This is a genomic window from Rhizobium sp. R339 (genome assembly GCF_002211395.1).
Taxonomy (GTDB): domain Bacteria; phylum Pseudomonadota; class Alphaproteobacteria; order Rhizobiales; family Rhizobiaceae; genus Rhizobium.
Genome location: NZ_LOKV01000026.1, coordinates 60,442 through 75,525, shown reverse-complemented (window position 1 = coordinate 75,525; position 15,084 = coordinate 60,442). Strand labels below are relative to the sequence as shown.

The 15,084-nt window shown below is 62.2% G+C and carries 12 protein-coding genes; 6 read left to right on the top strand and 6 right to left on the bottom strand.

Annotated features, from left to right (window positions below; genetic code table 11):
- Window positions 1-28: 28 nt before the first annotated feature.
- The 5 genes from xylA to ATY76_RS27325 all read right to left on the bottom strand — a co-directional run bounded on the left by xylA (window position 29) and on the right by ATY76_RS27325 (window position 7,088).
- Entirely contained in the window at window positions 29-1,339 is a 1,311-nt protein-coding gene (gene xylA, locus ATY76_RS27345; RefSeq protein ID WP_088677795.1) for a xylose isomerase, read from the bottom strand.
- 190 nt (window positions 1,340-1,529) lie between these two features.
- A complete protein-coding gene (gene xylB, locus ATY76_RS27340) occupies window positions 1,530-2,984 on the bottom strand; it encodes a xylulokinase (RefSeq protein ID WP_088677794.1) in 1,455 nt (484 codons plus the stop codon).
- A gap of 19 nt (window positions 2,985-3,003) precedes the next feature.
- Window positions 3,004-4,026 (bottom strand): LacI family DNA-binding transcriptional regulator, encoded by a 1,023-nt coding sequence (locus tag ATY76_RS27335; protein ID WP_088677793.1) that lies wholly within the window; start codon window positions 4,024-4,026, stop codon window positions 3,004-3,006.
- A 205-nt stretch (window positions 4,027-4,231) separates the two neighbouring features.
- A complete protein-coding gene (locus tag ATY76_RS27330) occupies window positions 4,232-5,833 on the bottom strand; it encodes a DHA2 family efflux MFS transporter permease subunit (protein ID WP_088677792.1) in 1,602 nt (533 codons plus the stop codon).
- Window positions 5,834-5,879: 46 nt separating this feature from the next.
- Window positions 5,880-7,088 (bottom strand): HlyD family secretion protein, encoded by a 1,209-nt coding sequence (locus tag ATY76_RS27325; RefSeq protein ID WP_088678041.1) that lies wholly within the window; start codon window positions 7,086-7,088, stop codon window positions 5,880-5,882.
- 150 nt (window positions 7,089-7,238) lie between these two features.
- Between ATY76_RS27325 and ATY76_RS27320 the strand changes: the two genes are divergently transcribed.
- The 5 genes from ATY76_RS27320 to lysS all read left to right on the top strand — a co-directional run bounded on the left by ATY76_RS27320 (window position 7,239) and on the right by lysS (window position 13,093).
- Entirely contained in the window at window positions 7,239-7,919 is a 681-nt protein-coding gene (locus ATY76_RS27320; RefSeq protein WP_088677791.1) for a TetR/AcrR family transcriptional regulator, read from the top strand.
- A gap of 108 nt (window positions 7,920-8,027) precedes the next feature.
- Window positions 8,028-8,867, top strand: coding sequence for an AraC family transcriptional regulator (locus ATY76_RS27315; RefSeq protein ID WP_088677790.1), 840 nt, complete (start codon window positions 8,028-8,030; stop codon window positions 8,865-8,867).
- A gap of 259 nt (window positions 8,868-9,126) precedes the next feature.
- On the top strand, window positions 9,127-9,876 hold the full coding sequence (locus tag ATY76_RS27310; protein ID WP_088677789.1) for a TerC family protein: 750 nt from the start codon (window positions 9,127-9,129) through the stop codon (window positions 9,874-9,876).
- 243 nt (window positions 9,877-10,119) lie between these two features.
- Window positions 10,120-11,574 (top strand): glutamate--tRNA ligase, encoded by a 1,455-nt coding sequence (gltX, locus tag ATY76_RS27305; RefSeq protein ID WP_088677788.1) that lies wholly within the window; start codon window positions 10,120-10,122, stop codon window positions 11,572-11,574.
- A 22-nt stretch (window positions 11,575-11,596) separates the two neighbouring features.
- Complete coding sequence (gene lysS / locus ATY76_RS27300) at window positions 11,597-13,093, top strand: lysine--tRNA ligase (RefSeq protein WP_088677787.1); 1,497 nt, start codon at window positions 11,597-11,599, stop codon at window positions 13,091-13,093.
- A gap of 65 nt (window positions 13,094-13,158) precedes the next feature.
- Here lysS and ATY76_RS27295 read toward each other — a convergent pair whose 3' ends face one another.
- Window positions 13,159-13,902 (bottom strand): hypothetical protein, encoded by a 744-nt coding sequence (locus ATY76_RS27295; RefSeq protein WP_088677786.1) that lies wholly within the window; start codon window positions 13,900-13,902, stop codon window positions 13,159-13,161.
- 179 nt (window positions 13,903-14,081) lie between these two features.
- On the opposite strand from ATY76_RS27295, the gene ATY76_RS27290 reads away from it, so the two are divergent.
- Window positions 14,082-14,990: a LysR family transcriptional regulator gene (locus ATY76_RS27290; protein ID WP_088677785.1), complete on the top strand. Its 909-nt coding sequence runs from the start codon at window positions 14,082-14,084 to the stop codon at window positions 14,988-14,990.
- Window positions 14,991-15,084: the final 94 nt, after the last annotated feature.

The following is a 15,084-nucleotide window of genomic DNA, read 5'->3' as shown; positions in this document are numbered from 1 at the left end:
GGCGACCCATGGCCGCCGGCGCCTGCTATCAAACGTAGCGGTTGACGATGTTCTCGAGCAGTTCCTGCTGGCCGGATCTCGGCTGCGGATTGACGTCCTTGCTTTCGACCCAGTTCGTGATTTCGTCCAGCGAATATTCGCCGCGGAAGAGCTTCTGCGCTTCGGCCGATTCCCAGCCGGCATAACGATCGGCGAGCGGCTTAGACAGAGCCTTGTCCTCGATCATCTTGGCCGCCGCCTTCAGGCCGCGGGCGCAGCAATCCATGCCGCCGATATGGCCGATCAGCAGATCCGCCGGGTCGAGCGACTGGCGGCGCAGCTTGGCATCGAAGTTGGTGCCGCCGGTCGTGAAGCCGCCGCCTGCCAGGACGTGGTAATAGGCAAGCGCCATTTCCGGAACATTGTTCGGGAACTGGTCGGTATCCCAGCCGGACTGGTAATCGTTGCGGTTCATGTCGATCGAGCCGAAAATGCCGAGCGCATTGGCAAGCGCCAGTTCGTGCTCGAAAGAGTGGCCGGCAAGGATGGCATGGCCCTGCTCGATATTGACCTTCACCTCGTTTTCGAGGCCGTGCTTCTTGAGGAAGCCATAGACGGTCGCGACGTCGTAATCATACTGGTGCTTGGTCGGCTCCTGCGGCTTCGGCTCGATCAGGATCGTGCCCTTGAAGCCGATCTTGTGCTTGTATTCGACGACGAGGTTGAGGAAGCGGCCGAGCTGGTCGAGCTCGCGCTTCAGGTCGGTGTTGAGCAGCGTCTCATACCCTTCGCGGCCGCCCCAGAGCACGTAGTTCTCGCCGCCGAGCTTCTGCGTCGCGTCGATGCAGGTCTTCACCGTCGCGGCGGCGAAAGCGAAGACATCGGGATCGGGGTTGGTCGCCGCACCCGACATATAGCGGCGGTTGGAGAAGAGGTTCGCCGTGCCCCAGAGCAGCTTGGTGCCGGTGGCAGCCTGCTTCTCGGCGAAATAGTCGACGATCTCGTTGAGGTTCTTGGTGTTCTCGGCAAAGTTCTTGCCTTCCGGGCGCACGTCGGCGTCGTGGAAGCAGTAGTAGGGTGCGCCGAGCAGCGAGAAGAATTCGAAAGCGACGTCAGCCTTCAGCTTGGCAGCCTTCATCGTGTCTTCGAACCAGGGGCGCAGGAAGGTCTGGCCGCCGAACGGATCGCCGCCCGGCCAGGTGAAGGTGTGCCAATAGGCCACCGCAAAACGCAGATGGTCTTCCATGCGCTTGCCGAGAACGATCTCGTCCGGCTGGTAGTAGCGGAAGGCCATCGGATTGGTGCTGTCGGGGCCTTCATATTTGATTTTCTGGATATCGCCGAAAAATCCGGTGCTCATGTCAGGTCTCCTTGGGTTCGTATCTTTTCGAAGTTCTCAGTCGTTGGTCTACGCCAGAAGCCCCCTCATCCGCCTGCCGGCACCTTCTCCCCGAGGGGAGAAGAGACGGGTTGCAGCGCCTCTTTTTCCTTCTCCCCTCGGAGAGAAGGTGGCCCGAAGGGTCGGATGAGGGGGCCACAGGCTCCAGTTCTCAATGCGCCAGCGACTTGATCGCCGGATAGAGCGCGCGGTAGCGCTTGTAGGCATCCTCATAAGCGCCGCTCAGCGCCGAAACCGGCTCGATCGTTCCTGCCGTGACCGGCGGCGTGCAGACGGCGATGGGATCCGCGCCGGTTGCCGCGATCAGGCCGAGACGGGCAGCCCCGAAGGCCGCGCCGAAATCGCCGTCGGCCGGCAGATCGACCGGAACGCCGAGCGCGGTCGCGATCGAGGCCAGCCAGTAGCGCGAGCGCGAACCGCCGCCGATGGCCGTCACGCGGGAAATATCGGTGCCCGCCGAACGCAGCGCTTCGAGATTGTCCCGGATGGCGAAAGCCACGCCCTCCAGCACGGCCTGGGTCAGCACGGCACGGCTGCTTTCATGCTCGAGGCCGATGAAGGCGCCACGAATGACGGCATCGTTGTGCGGCGTGCGCTCGCCCGAGAGATAGGGCAGGAAGGTGACGCCGGAGGGCGCTTTCAGCGTCTCGCCGAGTTCACCAGTCAAATCGGCGGCCGACTTGCCGGTCACGCTGGAATGCCAGTTCAGCGCATCGGTGGCCGACAGGATGACGCCCATCTGGTGCCAGGTGTTCGGCAACGCGTGGCAGAAGGCATGCACAGCGCTCTCCGGCGTCGGCAGATAGGAACCGTTGGCGGCGAAAAGCACGCCCGAAGTGCCGAGCGAGACGAAAGCCGCGCCATCGCTGACGGTGCCCATGCCACAGGCCGAGGCCGCATTGTCGCCGGCGCCGCCGGCAACGACGACATGGCCTGAAATGCCCCATTGCGCCGCGAGCTCCGGCCGCAGCTTTCCGGCTTGCTCCGTGCCTTCGACGAGCGCCGGCATCTGCTCCCTGGAAAGGTCCGTGGCGGCCAGCAGTTCGGACGACCAGCCGCGCTTGCCGGTGTCGAGCCAGGACGTGCCGGCCGAATCCGACATTTCGGAGATATATTCGCCGGTCAGCCAGAGGCGCAGGTAATCCTTCGGCAGCAGCACCTTGGCGACCCTGGCGAAAATATCCGGCTCATGCTTCCTGACCCAGGCAAGCTTCGGCGCCGTGAAGCCGGGGAAGACGATATTGCCTGTCAGCGCCCGGAAACGCGGATCGGCATCGAGAGCCGCGGCCTCGACATGGCTGCGCGTATCGTTCCAGAGAATGCAGGGGCGCAGCACATTGTCGGATGAATCGATCAGCGTCGCGCCATGCATCTGGCCGGAAAGGCCGATGCCCTTGACCGCGGCAAGCTCGTGCGGGTGCTTCGCCTTGAGGCCGGCGACAGCCTCCTCCGTGGCGCGGACCCAGTGGGCAGGCTCCTGCTCCGACCAGCCGGAATGCGGGCGCGAGACGTCGAGCGAACCGTTGGCCGAGCCGACGATCTTCTGATCGCCGTCGATCAGCATCGCCTTGACGCCGGAGGTTCCGAGATCGAGACCGAGATACATCTGGTATTCTCCTTTGCCGTTACGGCAGATTGTCCTTCAGGAATATGTCGAGGCGGATGCGTTCCTGCGCTTCGATGACGGCAAGCCCGTCCGCCTTGGCTTTCAGCACCCGGATGGCACTGCGCACCTCATGGCCGGCATCCTGGTTGAGGATCGCATCGATCGTATGATCGATGAGCGCGGCGCGCGTATGCACGGTCAGTTCATGGGCAATGACGGTCAGCGTCCGGTCGACGGCCTTTTCCTTCAGCGCCCGGATGAGGCCACGATTGCCGGCGCCGAGGCTGTAGACGCCGACGATGCCGGCATTCCCAAGCGCGTCGGCAACCAGCATATGGGCGACCTCGGGATCGTCGCGGCCTTCGAGAACCGGCAAGATCGCAAGACCGGGAAATTCCTCGGCCATGACGGAGGTGAAGCCCTCGAGTCGCTCGCGATGGTCACGCACCAGCATGGAGCCGGCAAGGACGGCGATCTCGCCCTTTCGCGGCCCGAGAAACCGGCCGAGCAGGCGGGCGGCCGTGCGCCCTGCGGCAATATTGTCGACGCCGGCATAGTGATGGCGCAGCGATCCCGTGAGATCGGAAACCAGCGTGACGATCGGGAAACCGTCGCGCACCATCCTGTCGGCAACGGCGCGCACTTCGGGCGCATCGGTCGCCACCATCGCGATGCCGCAAGGTTTGCCCCTGGAAAGCTCTTCGAGCACGGCGACGAGCGCGGCCGGATCGAAGGCCGGCACCTCGATGGTGCGGATATCGGTGCGCTCGGCCGGCGATCGGACGATTGCCTGCCGAATTTCGGCATTGAGCCCGTGCATGAAGGAATTGTCGCTGGCCGGCAGGATGAACACCAGCGGATAGGTGCGCCCCTTGGCGAGATTGGCGGCGGCGAGGTCCCTGATATAGCCGAGCTCGCGGATGGCGGCCTCGACCTTCTCCCGCGTAACGCCGCGCACACCCGGACGCTGATTGAGAACCCGGTCGACAGTCGCGAGACTGACACCGGCGGCAGCAGCAATATCGTGAACGGTTGGCCTCATCATTCCTCCTGACGAGACCATTAGCGCCAAATTTGATGTACGTAAATCAAAAAATCGAAAAGCAGGCGCGGACGGCGTTTTTAGCACCCTGCCTGTTCGTGCGATTCGGACAAGCGATCAACCGCCTCATGGCATAACGGCTGGCCAACGGCAAACAAAAAGGCCCTCCGGGGGAGAGGGCCTTTTCAAGGGGCGGGGCCGGAGGTCAGTGGCCGCCGCCACCTCCTCCGCCGCCTTGCGGCGCGGGTTTCTTGATCATCGCGACGCCGAGAATCATCGCCAGGAAAAGCACGGTGAGGATCAGGAACATGTCGCTGAAGGACAGAACGACCGCCTGCTTGGTGGCGAGGCCGACCATCTGCTTGATCGCGACCGACGCGCCGTCCATGCCATAGGTGTTGAAATTGGCAGCCATGTTGTTCATCTGGTCGATCGCCGCCGGATTGCCCCAGTCCATATTCTCGCGCAGCCGCTCGTAATGCACGTCCTGCCGGTTGGTGAGCACGGTGTTGATGACGGCTAGGCCGACGGCGCCGCCGAGGTTTCTGGTCAGATTGAACAGGCCGGACGCGCCACGGATGCGTGAGGGCGGCATCGTGCCGAGCGCGATATTGTTGATCGGCACCATACACATCATCAGCCCGAAACCGCGCAGGATCTGCGGAACGAAGAGTTCGTAGAAATCCCAATCCGCCGTCAGGTGGATCATGATATATGTGCCGGCGGCGAAGCTGGTGAAGCCGATCACCATCATCAGGCGCAGGTCCATCTTGGTCGACAGCCGGCCGGCGATCGGCGCGGTGAAGAACATCGCAAGCCCGGAGACGAACATCGTCTCGCCGATCATCAGCGAGTCGTAGCCGCGGATGCGTCCGAGATAGACCGGGTAGATATAGGTGAGGCCATAAAGGCCGATACCCATGACGAAGGAGAAGACCGAGCCGAAGGAGAAGTTCCTGTTTGCAAAGGCCTTGAGATCGACGACGGGGAATTCCACCGAAAAGGCGCGATAGAAGAAAATTATGGCCGAGACGCCTGAGGCAACGGCCGCGATGGCAATGGATTCGTCGTTGAACCAGTCGTTGGAATTGCCCTCTTCGAGCACGTATTCCAGCGCCCCGAGGAACACGCCCATCGAGACCAGTCCCCACCAGTCGAACTTTTTGAACAGCGACAGTTCCGGCTTGTCGAAATCGATGAAGTTCCAGGTGACGATCGTGACGATGATGCCGGGAATGATGTTGACGAGGAACAGCCAGTGCCAGGAGAAGGCATGACTGAGATAGCCGCCGACAGTCGGGCCGATCGTCGGCGCGAGCGTCGCGATCAGGCCGATGATCGGCGAGACGATACTGCGCTTCGACGGCGGGAAGATGGTGAAGGCCGCCGCGAAGACCGACGGGATCATGCCGCCGCCGATGAAGCCCTGAATGGCGCGGTAGACGATCATCTGGTCGATGTTCGTCGCCGTTGCCGCAAGGGCGCTCGCCATGGTGAAGCCGGCGGCGGAAATCGCGAAGAGGTAACGCGTCGAGATGATGCGCGCCAGCGTGCCCGAGAGCGGGATCATGATCACTTCGGCGATCAGATAGGACGTCTGCACCCAGCCGATCTCGTCGCTGCCGGCCGAAAGGCCGGCCTGGATTTCGGCAAGCGAGGCCGAGACGATCTGAATGTCGAGGATCGACATGAACATGCCGAGCACCATCGCGAAGAAGGCGATGAGCTTCCTCGGATCCATCCGATCCTCGGCGTGAGCAGGCGCCGCCGGAATCATTGCCGCTGTTGCTGTTGCGCTCCCGGCCATCAGACCACCTCCGCCTTTTCTTAAAGGCTTACTCGCTCTTGAAGGCTCACTTGCCGGGCGCCGTGCGGGTGTCGACGTCGACGACGACGCTGAGGCCTGCGCGCAGGCGCCCGCTATCGAGCGCTTCCTGCGGCAGCGCGATTCGCACCGGCACGCGCTGGATCACCTTGGTGAAATTGCCCGTGGCGTTTTCCGGCGGCAGCAACGAGAAGACCGAGCCGGAGGCTGGCGAGATCGATTCGACGGTGCCGACGACCGGATGGTCGTCATAGGCGTCGACATGGACATTGACCTTCGAGCCGGGAACGAGATGCTGGATTTGCGTTTCCTTGAAATTGGCGTCGATATAGAGCTGGCGCACCGGAACGAGCGCCATCAGACGCTGGCCGGGCGAGACGAGATCGCCTTCCTGGACCGAGCGGTTGCCGACGATGCCGTCATAAGGCGCCTTGAGCACGGTGAAGGAGAGGTCGCGAGCGGCTTTGTCGCGCGAGATTTCCAGCGAACGGACTGAACCCTCCGCCTCCTTGCGCTGGGCCTGAAGGATGGTGATGTTGGCGCGGGCCGCGGTAATGTTGGCGTCGCCGCCGGCAAGATTGGCCTTGGCCTGATCGAGCGCGATATTGGCGGTGTCGAGGTCGGCGGCCGTACCGACCGACTTCGCCTGGAGCTCGCTTTGGCGCTTCTGGGTGATCTCGGCACCGCGAACGGCCGCTTCGAGTGCCACCTTCTGCGCCTGCGCCTGCGCAAGGCTCGCATTCGCGCCTTCGATCTGCGCGTCGATGCGCTGCAGCGAAAGCTGTTCGGTGGCGATCTGGGCCTCGGCCTGATCGAGGGCGTTCTGATAGTCGCCGTTATCAAGCGTGGCAAGCACGTCGCCCGCTTTGACTTCCTGGTTGGCGACCACATTCACCTTCGCGACGTAGCCCGTGACCTTCGGCGAGATCGTTGCGATATCGCCCTCGATGTAGGCGTCGTCGGTCGACACCATGAAGCGGCCGTTCGTCCACCATTCGTAACCATACCAGCCGCCGCCTGCGAGAAGGGCAAGCACGACGATCGGCAGCACCGGGCTGCGGCGCTTCTTGGCGGCCGCGGGCGCGGCGACCGAAGCCGGCGCAGACTGCGCGGGAGCAGGCGGCGCCTCACGGGCCTCCGCAGCCGGAGCTTCCGCAACGGCCGCGACCTTTGCCTCTTCGGCTTCGGCGTTTTCGCTGACGATCCGCGCGACGTTGCTTTTTGAATTGCTCGACATGGCCATTACCGATCTTGGTGTAATTAATCGAACTGAACGGTTCGGTTCAGTTGACATAAACCTGTTTTATCGTCATATCAAGATGCATAGAACCAATCGGTTCGATTTCTTTTAAGGGAAAGGCGAAACCGTAAACACGGTTAAGGAGACATGACGCTGAAATCCGACAATGCCGCCGTGTTCAGTCCTCCTGCTGCCGGAGGACGGTTTGCCGCGGGCGAAGACCCGGCCAAGCGTCAGCAGATTCTCGACGGCGCAAAGCGCGTCTTCATGAAGATGGGCTTCGACGCCGCCAGCATGAACGACGTGACGCGCGAGGCCGGCGTCTCCAAGGGAACGCTCTACGTCTACTTCACCAACAAGGAAGAGCTGTTTTCGGCGATGATCGAGGCCGAGCGCGCTGCCTTCGTGGCGGCCGTGCGCACCGCGCTTGCCGAACATGACGATCCTGAATCCGGACTGTATGAATTCGGAATAAGCTTCGTCACCCATATGACCGACGAAAAGGTCATCACCGCGATGCGCACCGTTCTCGGTGTGCGCGACCGCATGCCGGCGCTCTGTCAGCGTTTCTTCAAGGGGCCGGTCAATCTGCGCACGATCATGCGAGACTTCCTTGAACGCCACGTCGCCGAAGGCACGCTCGAAATCGATGACATCGATCTGGCCGCCGGCCAGTTCCTCGATCTTGCCAGCGGCAGTTTCTTCAAGCTGCGCCTGTTCGGCAGCATGGAAGAGCCGCCCACCCGCGAGGAAATCGACCGCGTCATCCGCGGCGCGATCAAGGTCTTCATGGCCGCCTACGGCACGCCCCGGCCCGCCACCGCCTGACACCCTTTCTTGACGGCTGCCCGTGATCGGCCAAAACTCCGCAAGAACGATCAAACCCGGCAGGCGGCTTTTTTCTAAGAAGGAAGCCGCAACCAGGAGAGATAAGGGATGAGCGCCGTCGCACGGGCGATCTGGTTCATTGAGAGCCATTTCGAAAACGATATATCGCTGGAAGAGATCTCGGAAGCGGCCGGTTTGTCGCGCTACCATCTGTCGCGCGTCTTCGGGCTCGTCACCGGCCACTCGATCAGCGGCTATGTCAGGGGACGGCGCCTCAGCCGCGCCGTGCCCGCGCTCGTCGGCGGTTCATCCACGATTCTCGAGGTTGCGCTTTGCGCGGGCTACGGCTCGCACGAGGCCTTCACCCGTGCCTTCCGCGACCAGTTCGGCATGACGCCGGATGCGGTGCGCAAACAAGGGCACGCCCGCAACCTTGCCTTGCTGGAGCCGATCAGAATGGACCCCGCCCACCTCCACGACCTCGAACCGCCGCGCTTCGAAACCCTGCCGCCGATGCTCTTAGCCGGCCTGCAGGAGCCCTATCCCTATGGCGGCAATGCCGCCATTCCCTCTCTCTGGCAGAAGTTCAATGCCCATTTCGGCCATATATCCGGCCAGAAGGGCAATGTCGCTTACGGCATCTGCACCCATATCGACGGCGAAGCGGAGAAATTTCGCTATATGGCGGCCGTCGAGATCTCCGATGCCGGCGATCTGCCGGCAGATTTCACCACGCTCAAGCTGCCGGCCCAGCGCTACGTCGTCTTCATCCATCGCGGCCATGTCTCCGGCATTTCCGCGACGATGAACCGGATTTTCGGGACATGGTGGCCGACCTCCGGCCTGGAGCACGGCGCCACACCCGACATGTTCGAACGCTACGACGAGCGCTTCGACCCCTATACCGGCATGGGCGTCACTGAAATCTGGTTGCCGATCAGAGCATGATGCCGAAAAGTATGAGCGGTTTTCGGACGACATCCTGTTCTAATGCATGTCGCTCGGAAGTGTGCAGCGGTTCCGGGATAACGACATGCATCAAAACAAAGAGCTAAAGCGCGTCACATGAATCAAGTTTGATGCGACGCGCTTTAGGGAATAAAAGTCACACGGATTTCGTATATCCCCTTGCGGCGCTTGCGCGAAAAGCCGCTGACACTACATTGCGGGCGTCATCGCTCATGTGACGCAAAGGGGATATAAGCTGATGCAGGAAATTATGACGCTCATTCAGGATCCGGCCGCCTGGGTGGCGCTCATCACGCTGGTGGTGATGGAAGTCGTTCTCGGGATCGACAACCTGATCTTCATTTCCATTCTCACCAACAAACTGCCGCCCGAGCACCGGGAAAAAGCCCGCAAGATCGGCATCGGCCTTGCCCTCATCATGCGCCTGGCGCTGCTCGGCACCGTCGCCTGGATCGTGCAGCTGACCGAACCGCTGTTCGAGGCCTTCGGACACGGCTTCTCCTGGAAGGACCTGATCCTCATCGCCGGCGGCCTGTTCCTCGTCTGGAAGGCCACCAAGGAAATTCACCACAGCGTCGATCCGGTCGACCACCAGGAGGATTTCATCGCGACTTCAGCCACGACGGGCTTTGCATCGGCGATCGGCCAGATCCTGCTTCTCGACTTGGTTTTCTCCGTCGACAGCATCATCACCGCCGTCGGTATGACGCCGCACCTGCCGATCATGGTGATCGCCGTCGTCGCCGCCGTCACCGTCATGCTGGTCGCCGCCACCCCGCTCGCCAACTTCATCGAGCGCAATCCGACGATCGTCATGCTGGCGCTCGCCTTCCTGCTGATGATCGGCACGACGCTGATCGCCGAAGGCATGGGCTTCCACGTGCCGAAGGGCTACGTCTACGCCGCCATGGCCTTCTCGGCGCTGGTCGAGGTGCTGAACATGTTCGCGCGCAACGCCCGCAAGCGCAAACGCGACGGCGCCCATTGAGGCCGACGCGGGAGGGTGCGCGGCAGCCGCCGCCCTCCCGCAAGCGCCGTCATCCCCTCGCGGGACGCGGTTTTCCTTGACGCGCCCGGTTGAATATGGCCTAAGGCCAGCCGAACGGACGATCGGCGGATGGTGCGGGCGCATGCCCTTTTTCCGGCCGGTTTGCCGAAGATATCTGCATCCTTCCGGCCGAACGTCGCTTTCCCGTGAAAGCCGTCCGGCATTCATTGACGGGCTCATATTATGACAGCTTCCGGCGTCCGCGTCCGCATCGCTCCCTCGCCGACCGGCGAGCCGCATGTCGGCACCGCATACATCGCTCTCTTCAATTACCTTTTCGCCAAGAAGCACGGCGGCGAGTTCATCCTGCGCATCGAGGATACCGATGCGACGCGCTCGACCCCGGAATTCGAGACGAAGGTGCTGGACGCGCTGAAATGGTGCGGGCTGGAATGGAAGGAAGGCCCCGATATCGGCGGCCCCTATGGCCCCTATCGCCAGTCCGACCGCAAGCCGCTGTACCAGCCTTATGCGCAGGAACTGCTGGACAAGGGCCATGCTTTCCGCTGTTTCTGCACGCCGCAGCGCCTGGAGCAGATGCGCGAGGCGCAGCGCGCCGCCGGCAAGCCGCCGAAATATGACGGTCTCTGCCTCAGCCTGACGGCCGAGGAAGTGACCTCGCGTATGGCCGCCGGCGAGACGACCGTCATCCGCATGAAGATCCCGGCTGAGGGCTCCTGCGACTTCACCGACGGCGTCTACGGCGATGTCTCCATCCCCTGGGATTCCGTCGACATGCAGGTGCTGATCAAGGCCGACGGCATGCCGACCTATCATATGGCCAACGTCATCGACGACCATCTGATGAAGATCACCCATGTGGCCCGCGGCGAGGAATGGCTGGCGTCGGTGCCGAAACACATTCTGCTCTATCGCTATTTTGGCTGGGACCAGCCGGTCTTCATGCATCTGTCGCTGATGCGCAATGCCGACAAGTCGAAGCTGTCGAAGCGCAAGAACCCGACCTCGATCTCCTATTATTCCGCGCTCGGCTATATTCCCGAAGCGCTGATGAACTTCCTCGGCCTGTTCTTCATCCAGATCGCCGAAGGCGAAGAGCTGTTGACGATGGACGAACTCTCCGAAAAGTTCGATCCGGAAAATCTCTCCAAGGCGGGCGCCATCTTCGACATTCAGAAGCTCGATTGGCTGAACGGCCGCTGGATCCGCGAGAAGCTCTCGGAAGAGGAATTCCAGGCGCGCGTGCTGGCCTGGGCGATGGAAAACGACCGCCTGAAGGCGGGCCTCCGTCTGTCGCAGACGCGCATTTCCAAGCTCGGCGAACTGCCCGATCTCGCCGGCTTCCTGCTGAAGTCCGATCTCGGCCTGCAGCCGTCCGATTTCGTCAAGATCAAGTCGCCGCCGGAAGAAATCCTGGAGATCCTCAACACCGTTCAGCCCGATCTCGAAAAGATCCTGGAATGGAACGTCGAGACCATCGAAGCGGAGCTGCGCGCCATCGCCGACCGCATGGGCAAGAAGCTGAAGGTCGTGGTTTCGCCGCTCTTCGTCGCCGTCTCCGGCTCGTCGCGCTCCCTGCCGCTCTTCGATTCCATGGCGATCCTCGGACGCTCGGTCGTGCGTCAGCGCCTGAAGCTCGCCGCCCAGGCCGTCGCCGCCCTCGTCGGCTCGAAGTAAGAACAGTCAGAGGATTTCGACAGTGGCTGACAACAAGACCGAAAACACTCTCTCCTCCGACGCCACCGAAGTGCGCGCCCAGAAGCTGAAGCTGCTGCGCGAGCAGATCGGCGATGTCTATCCGGCGCATTTCCACCGGACGCTGACCAATGCCGAGCTTGCGGCGAAATACGAGAGCCTGGAGCCCGACGTCGAGACGCAGGACGTCGTCACCGTCGCCGGCCGCGTCTACTCCTCGCGCAACTCCGGCATGTTCATGGATATCCATGACGCCTCCGGCAAGATCCAGATCTTCTCGCACAAGGATGTGACGAGCGAAGAGGCCCGCGCCCTGCTGCCGATGATCGATATCGGCGACATCATCGGCGTCACCGGCATCGTGCGCCGCACCAAGCGCGGCGAGCTGACGATCAATGCCCAGAAGATCGAAATGCTGACGAAGTCGCTGCTGCCGATGCCGGAGAAGTGGCACGGTCTTTCCGACATCGAGCTCCGTTACCGCAAGCGCCATCTCGACATCATGACCAACGAGGATTCGAAGCTGCGCTTCCAGCAGCGCTCGAAGATCGTCTCCGGCATCCGCCGTTTCATGGAAAATGACGGTTTCATGGAAGTCGAGACGCCGATGCTGCAATCGATCTACGGCGGCGCCACCGCCGAGCCGTTCAAGACGCATCACAACACGCTGAAGCTCGACATGTACCTGCGCATCGCGCCGGAACTGTTCCTGAAGCGCACGCTGGTTTCCGGCCTCACCGACAAGGTCTTCGAGATCAACCGCAACTTCCGCAATGAAGGCGTCTCCACCCGGCACAATCCCGAATTCACCATGATGGAGTGTTACTGGGCCTATGCCGATTACGAGGATATGATGGACCTCGTCGAGCGGCTGTTCGAGGGTCTGGCGCTTTCCATTCACGGCACGACGGAGTTCGATTTCGGCGACAAGCGTTTGTCCTTCAAGGGTCCTTTCAAGCGCGTGCCGATGCCCGATGCCGTCAGGCAAGCCACCGGCATCGATTTCCTGGCGATCAAGACCGATGAGGAAGCGCGCGCCGCCGCCAAGGCTGCCGGCTTCGCGGTCGAGAAGGATTGGACCTGGGGCGAATGCCTTGCCTTCATCTTCGAGGAGAAGGTCGAAGCCACGCTGATCCAGCCGTCCCACGTCACGCATTTCCCGAAGGACATCTCGCCCTTCGCCAAGGAAGTGCCGGGCGAGCCCCGGCTCGTCGAGCGCTTCGAGACCTATTGCAATGCCTGGGAACTCGGCAACGCCTTCTCCGAACTCAACGATCCTGAAGAGCAGCGCCGCCGCATGGTCGAGCAGCTCGAACAGGCCCACGCCCGGGGCGAAAAGGAAAAGCAGCTGGACGAGGAATTCCTCGACGCGATCGATCAGGGCATGCCGCCGGCCGGCGGCCTCGGCATCGGTGTCGACCGCCTGATCATGCTGCTGACCAACGCGCCGTCGATCCGCGACGTCATCCTCTTCCCGGCCCGCCGCAGCAAGACCGACTGACCGGAAATCCATAGAAAAAGCAAAGCGGAGTGCCGGCCGGCGCTCCGCTTTTTCATGCCGCCTGTTCAGTGTGTCTTGGGAGCATCCGCCGGCGGCTCTTCGGCCGGCGCTTCGGTTACGGCGTCGGCGCCGTGGCCGCCTTCGGCAGCAGGCGCCGCTTCGGTTTCGGCCGCTGGCGCTGCGCCATGCCCGCCGCCTTCAGCCTTCTTCGCCTTCTCTCCGCCCTTGGTGGAGGCAACGGCAACCGGATCGACGCAATCCTCCGGATCCTCGAAGGAAGCGCTGATCATGGCGACCTCATCGGCCGGCAGCTCGATGCGCTCGCCGAAGAACAGCCCGTTTTCGCTGGCCTTGCCGTCGTAGTACCGTGCCGTATAGGGTTTGTCGTCGAGGCCCGGAACTGTTTTGTCGGGATGCGGGATATAGACGACGTCGGCGCCGATCGCCCGGCCGCGAATATCGGCGCGCAGCGTCGGGCCGTTCTCGTCGAGCACCACCACCTGCACGAGATCCGGCTTCTGCGCGGCATAGACGGCCTGGGCGACGCGAAGGGCCGTCCTGACCCGCGTCATTCCGTCGGTCGGTTCGGTCTTGATATATTTGCGAACCCAGACATGATCCTGCTTCTTGATCGTCACCAGGTTGACGTCACTGCATTCAAGCCCGGAGCCCCCGTGCGAGGAGCCGATCAGCCTGTCCTTGCCGACATAGACGGCCGCGCCGCCGGAAACGCCCGCCAGAAGGGCGACTCCACCGATGATGATTGCCAATTTCCGGGAAGGCCGGAATATGCGCAGTAAGGCCTTCACGCCAACTGCTCCGCCATCTGAAACTCCAACGCAGGACAAGTGCCGAGAAAGTTAGAGAAATGACGTTTCGGAAAGTTTAAGTGGGCATGCCGAGCTTGCCCCATTTCAAGAAAATACCAAAAAAGGTCCGAATTTTTCGGCTGCTTGCCACGGCACATTCCGCCATGCTCTAAACGCCAATGGCCTTCACGCTTCGCCAGATTCAGTACTTCGTCGCCGTCGCCGAACAGGGTTCGGTGACACGGGCCGCGCAGAACCTTTCGATCTCGCAATCCTCGGTGACGGAAGCGTTGAAGGAGCTCGAAACGGACCTCGGAGTAGCACTCTTCGAGCGTCACCCGCGCGGCCTGACGATCACCCATAACGGCCACCAGTTCCTGCGCCATGCGACGAAGATCCTGGCGTCCGTCTCCGATGCGCGCACCAGCTTTTCCGGGCAACAGAGCCCGCTTTCCGGCACGCTGAACATCGGCGTCACCTCGCTCGTCGCCGGCTACGTGCTGTCCGATCTCTTGGCGCGCTACCGGCGCGCCTGCCCGGGCATCGAAGTCAGCGCCATCGAGGACAATGGCGGCTATCTCGAACATCTCCTGGTCGGCGGCGAACTGGATGTCGCCGTCATGGTGATCTCCAACCTGCGCGACCGTATGGCGCTGCAGGCGGAAATCCTGGAAACCTCGCCCTATCGCCTATGGCTGCCGATGGGCCACCCGCTGGTTTCCGCCGACATTATCTCGGTGGCCGATATCGCCCGCGAACCGCTGATCATGCTGACGGTCGACGAAATCGAGGAGAATACGGGCAAGCTGCTTTCGGCCCTCGGCGCCCGCCCGCATGTCGCCTTCCGCACCCGCTCGGTGGAGGCGGTGCGTAGCCTGGTCGCGACGGGCGCCGGCGTCGCACTGCTTCCCGATCTCGTCTATCGCCCATGGTCGCTGGAAGGCGATCGCATCGAGAGCCGCGACGTCTCCGGTTCGCTGCCGGTCGTGCAGGTCGGCATGGTCTGGCGCAAGGGCTCCAGCCTGCCGCAGGCAGCCCGCGATTTCGTCGGCATCGCCGAAAGCATTCGCTCCGGCCGCATGAGATGATATCGGTATTTCCGATATCGCCCTTCTGATAAATGAATTTGCGAAAGCGGTCTTTTCGGATCACCTTCTTAACTGGGAACGAACGGCCACGAAA

What these genes read in the sequence shown, in the direction of transcription:
- ATY76_RS27315 (WP_088677790.1), top strand. Translation starts at nt 8,028, where the DNA reads ATGAGCGCCGTCGCACGGGCGATCTGGTTCATTGAGAGCCATTTCGAA.
- gltX (WP_088677788.1), top strand. Translation starts at nt 10,120, where the DNA reads ATGACAGCTTCCGGCGTCCGCGTCCGCATCGCTCCCTCGCCGACCGGC.
- ATY76_RS27310 (WP_088677789.1), top strand. Translation starts at nt 9,127, where the DNA reads ATGCAGGAAATTATGACGCTCATTCAGGATCCGGCCGCCTGGGTGGCG.
- ATY76_RS27335 (WP_088677793.1), bottom strand. Translation starts at nt 4,026, where the DNA reads ATGAGGCCAACCGTTCACGATATTGCTGCTGCCGCCGGTGTCAGTCTC.
- xylA (WP_088677795.1), bottom strand. Translation starts at nt 1,339, where the DNA reads ATGAGCACCGGATTTTTCGGCGATATCCAGAAAATCAAATATGAAGGC.
- ATY76_RS27290 (WP_088677785.1), top strand. Translation starts at nt 14,082, where the DNA reads ATGGCCTTCACGCTTCGCCAGATTCAGTACTTCGTCGCCGTCGCCGAA.
- xylB (WP_088677794.1), bottom strand. Translation starts at nt 2,984, where the DNA reads ATGTATCTCGGTCTCGATCTCGGAACCTCCGGCGTCAAGGCGATGCTG.
- ATY76_RS27330 (WP_088677792.1), bottom strand. Translation starts at nt 5,833, where the DNA reads ATGGCCGGGAGCGCAACAGCAACAGCGGCAATGATTCCGGCGGCGCCT.
- ATY76_RS27320 (WP_088677791.1), top strand. Translation starts at nt 7,239, where the DNA reads ATGACGCTGAAATCCGACAATGCCGCCGTGTTCAGTCCTCCTGCTGCC.
- ATY76_RS27325 (WP_088678041.1), bottom strand. Translation starts at nt 7,088, where the DNA reads ATGTCGAGCAATTCAAAAAGCAACGTCGCGCGGATCGTCAGCGAAAAC.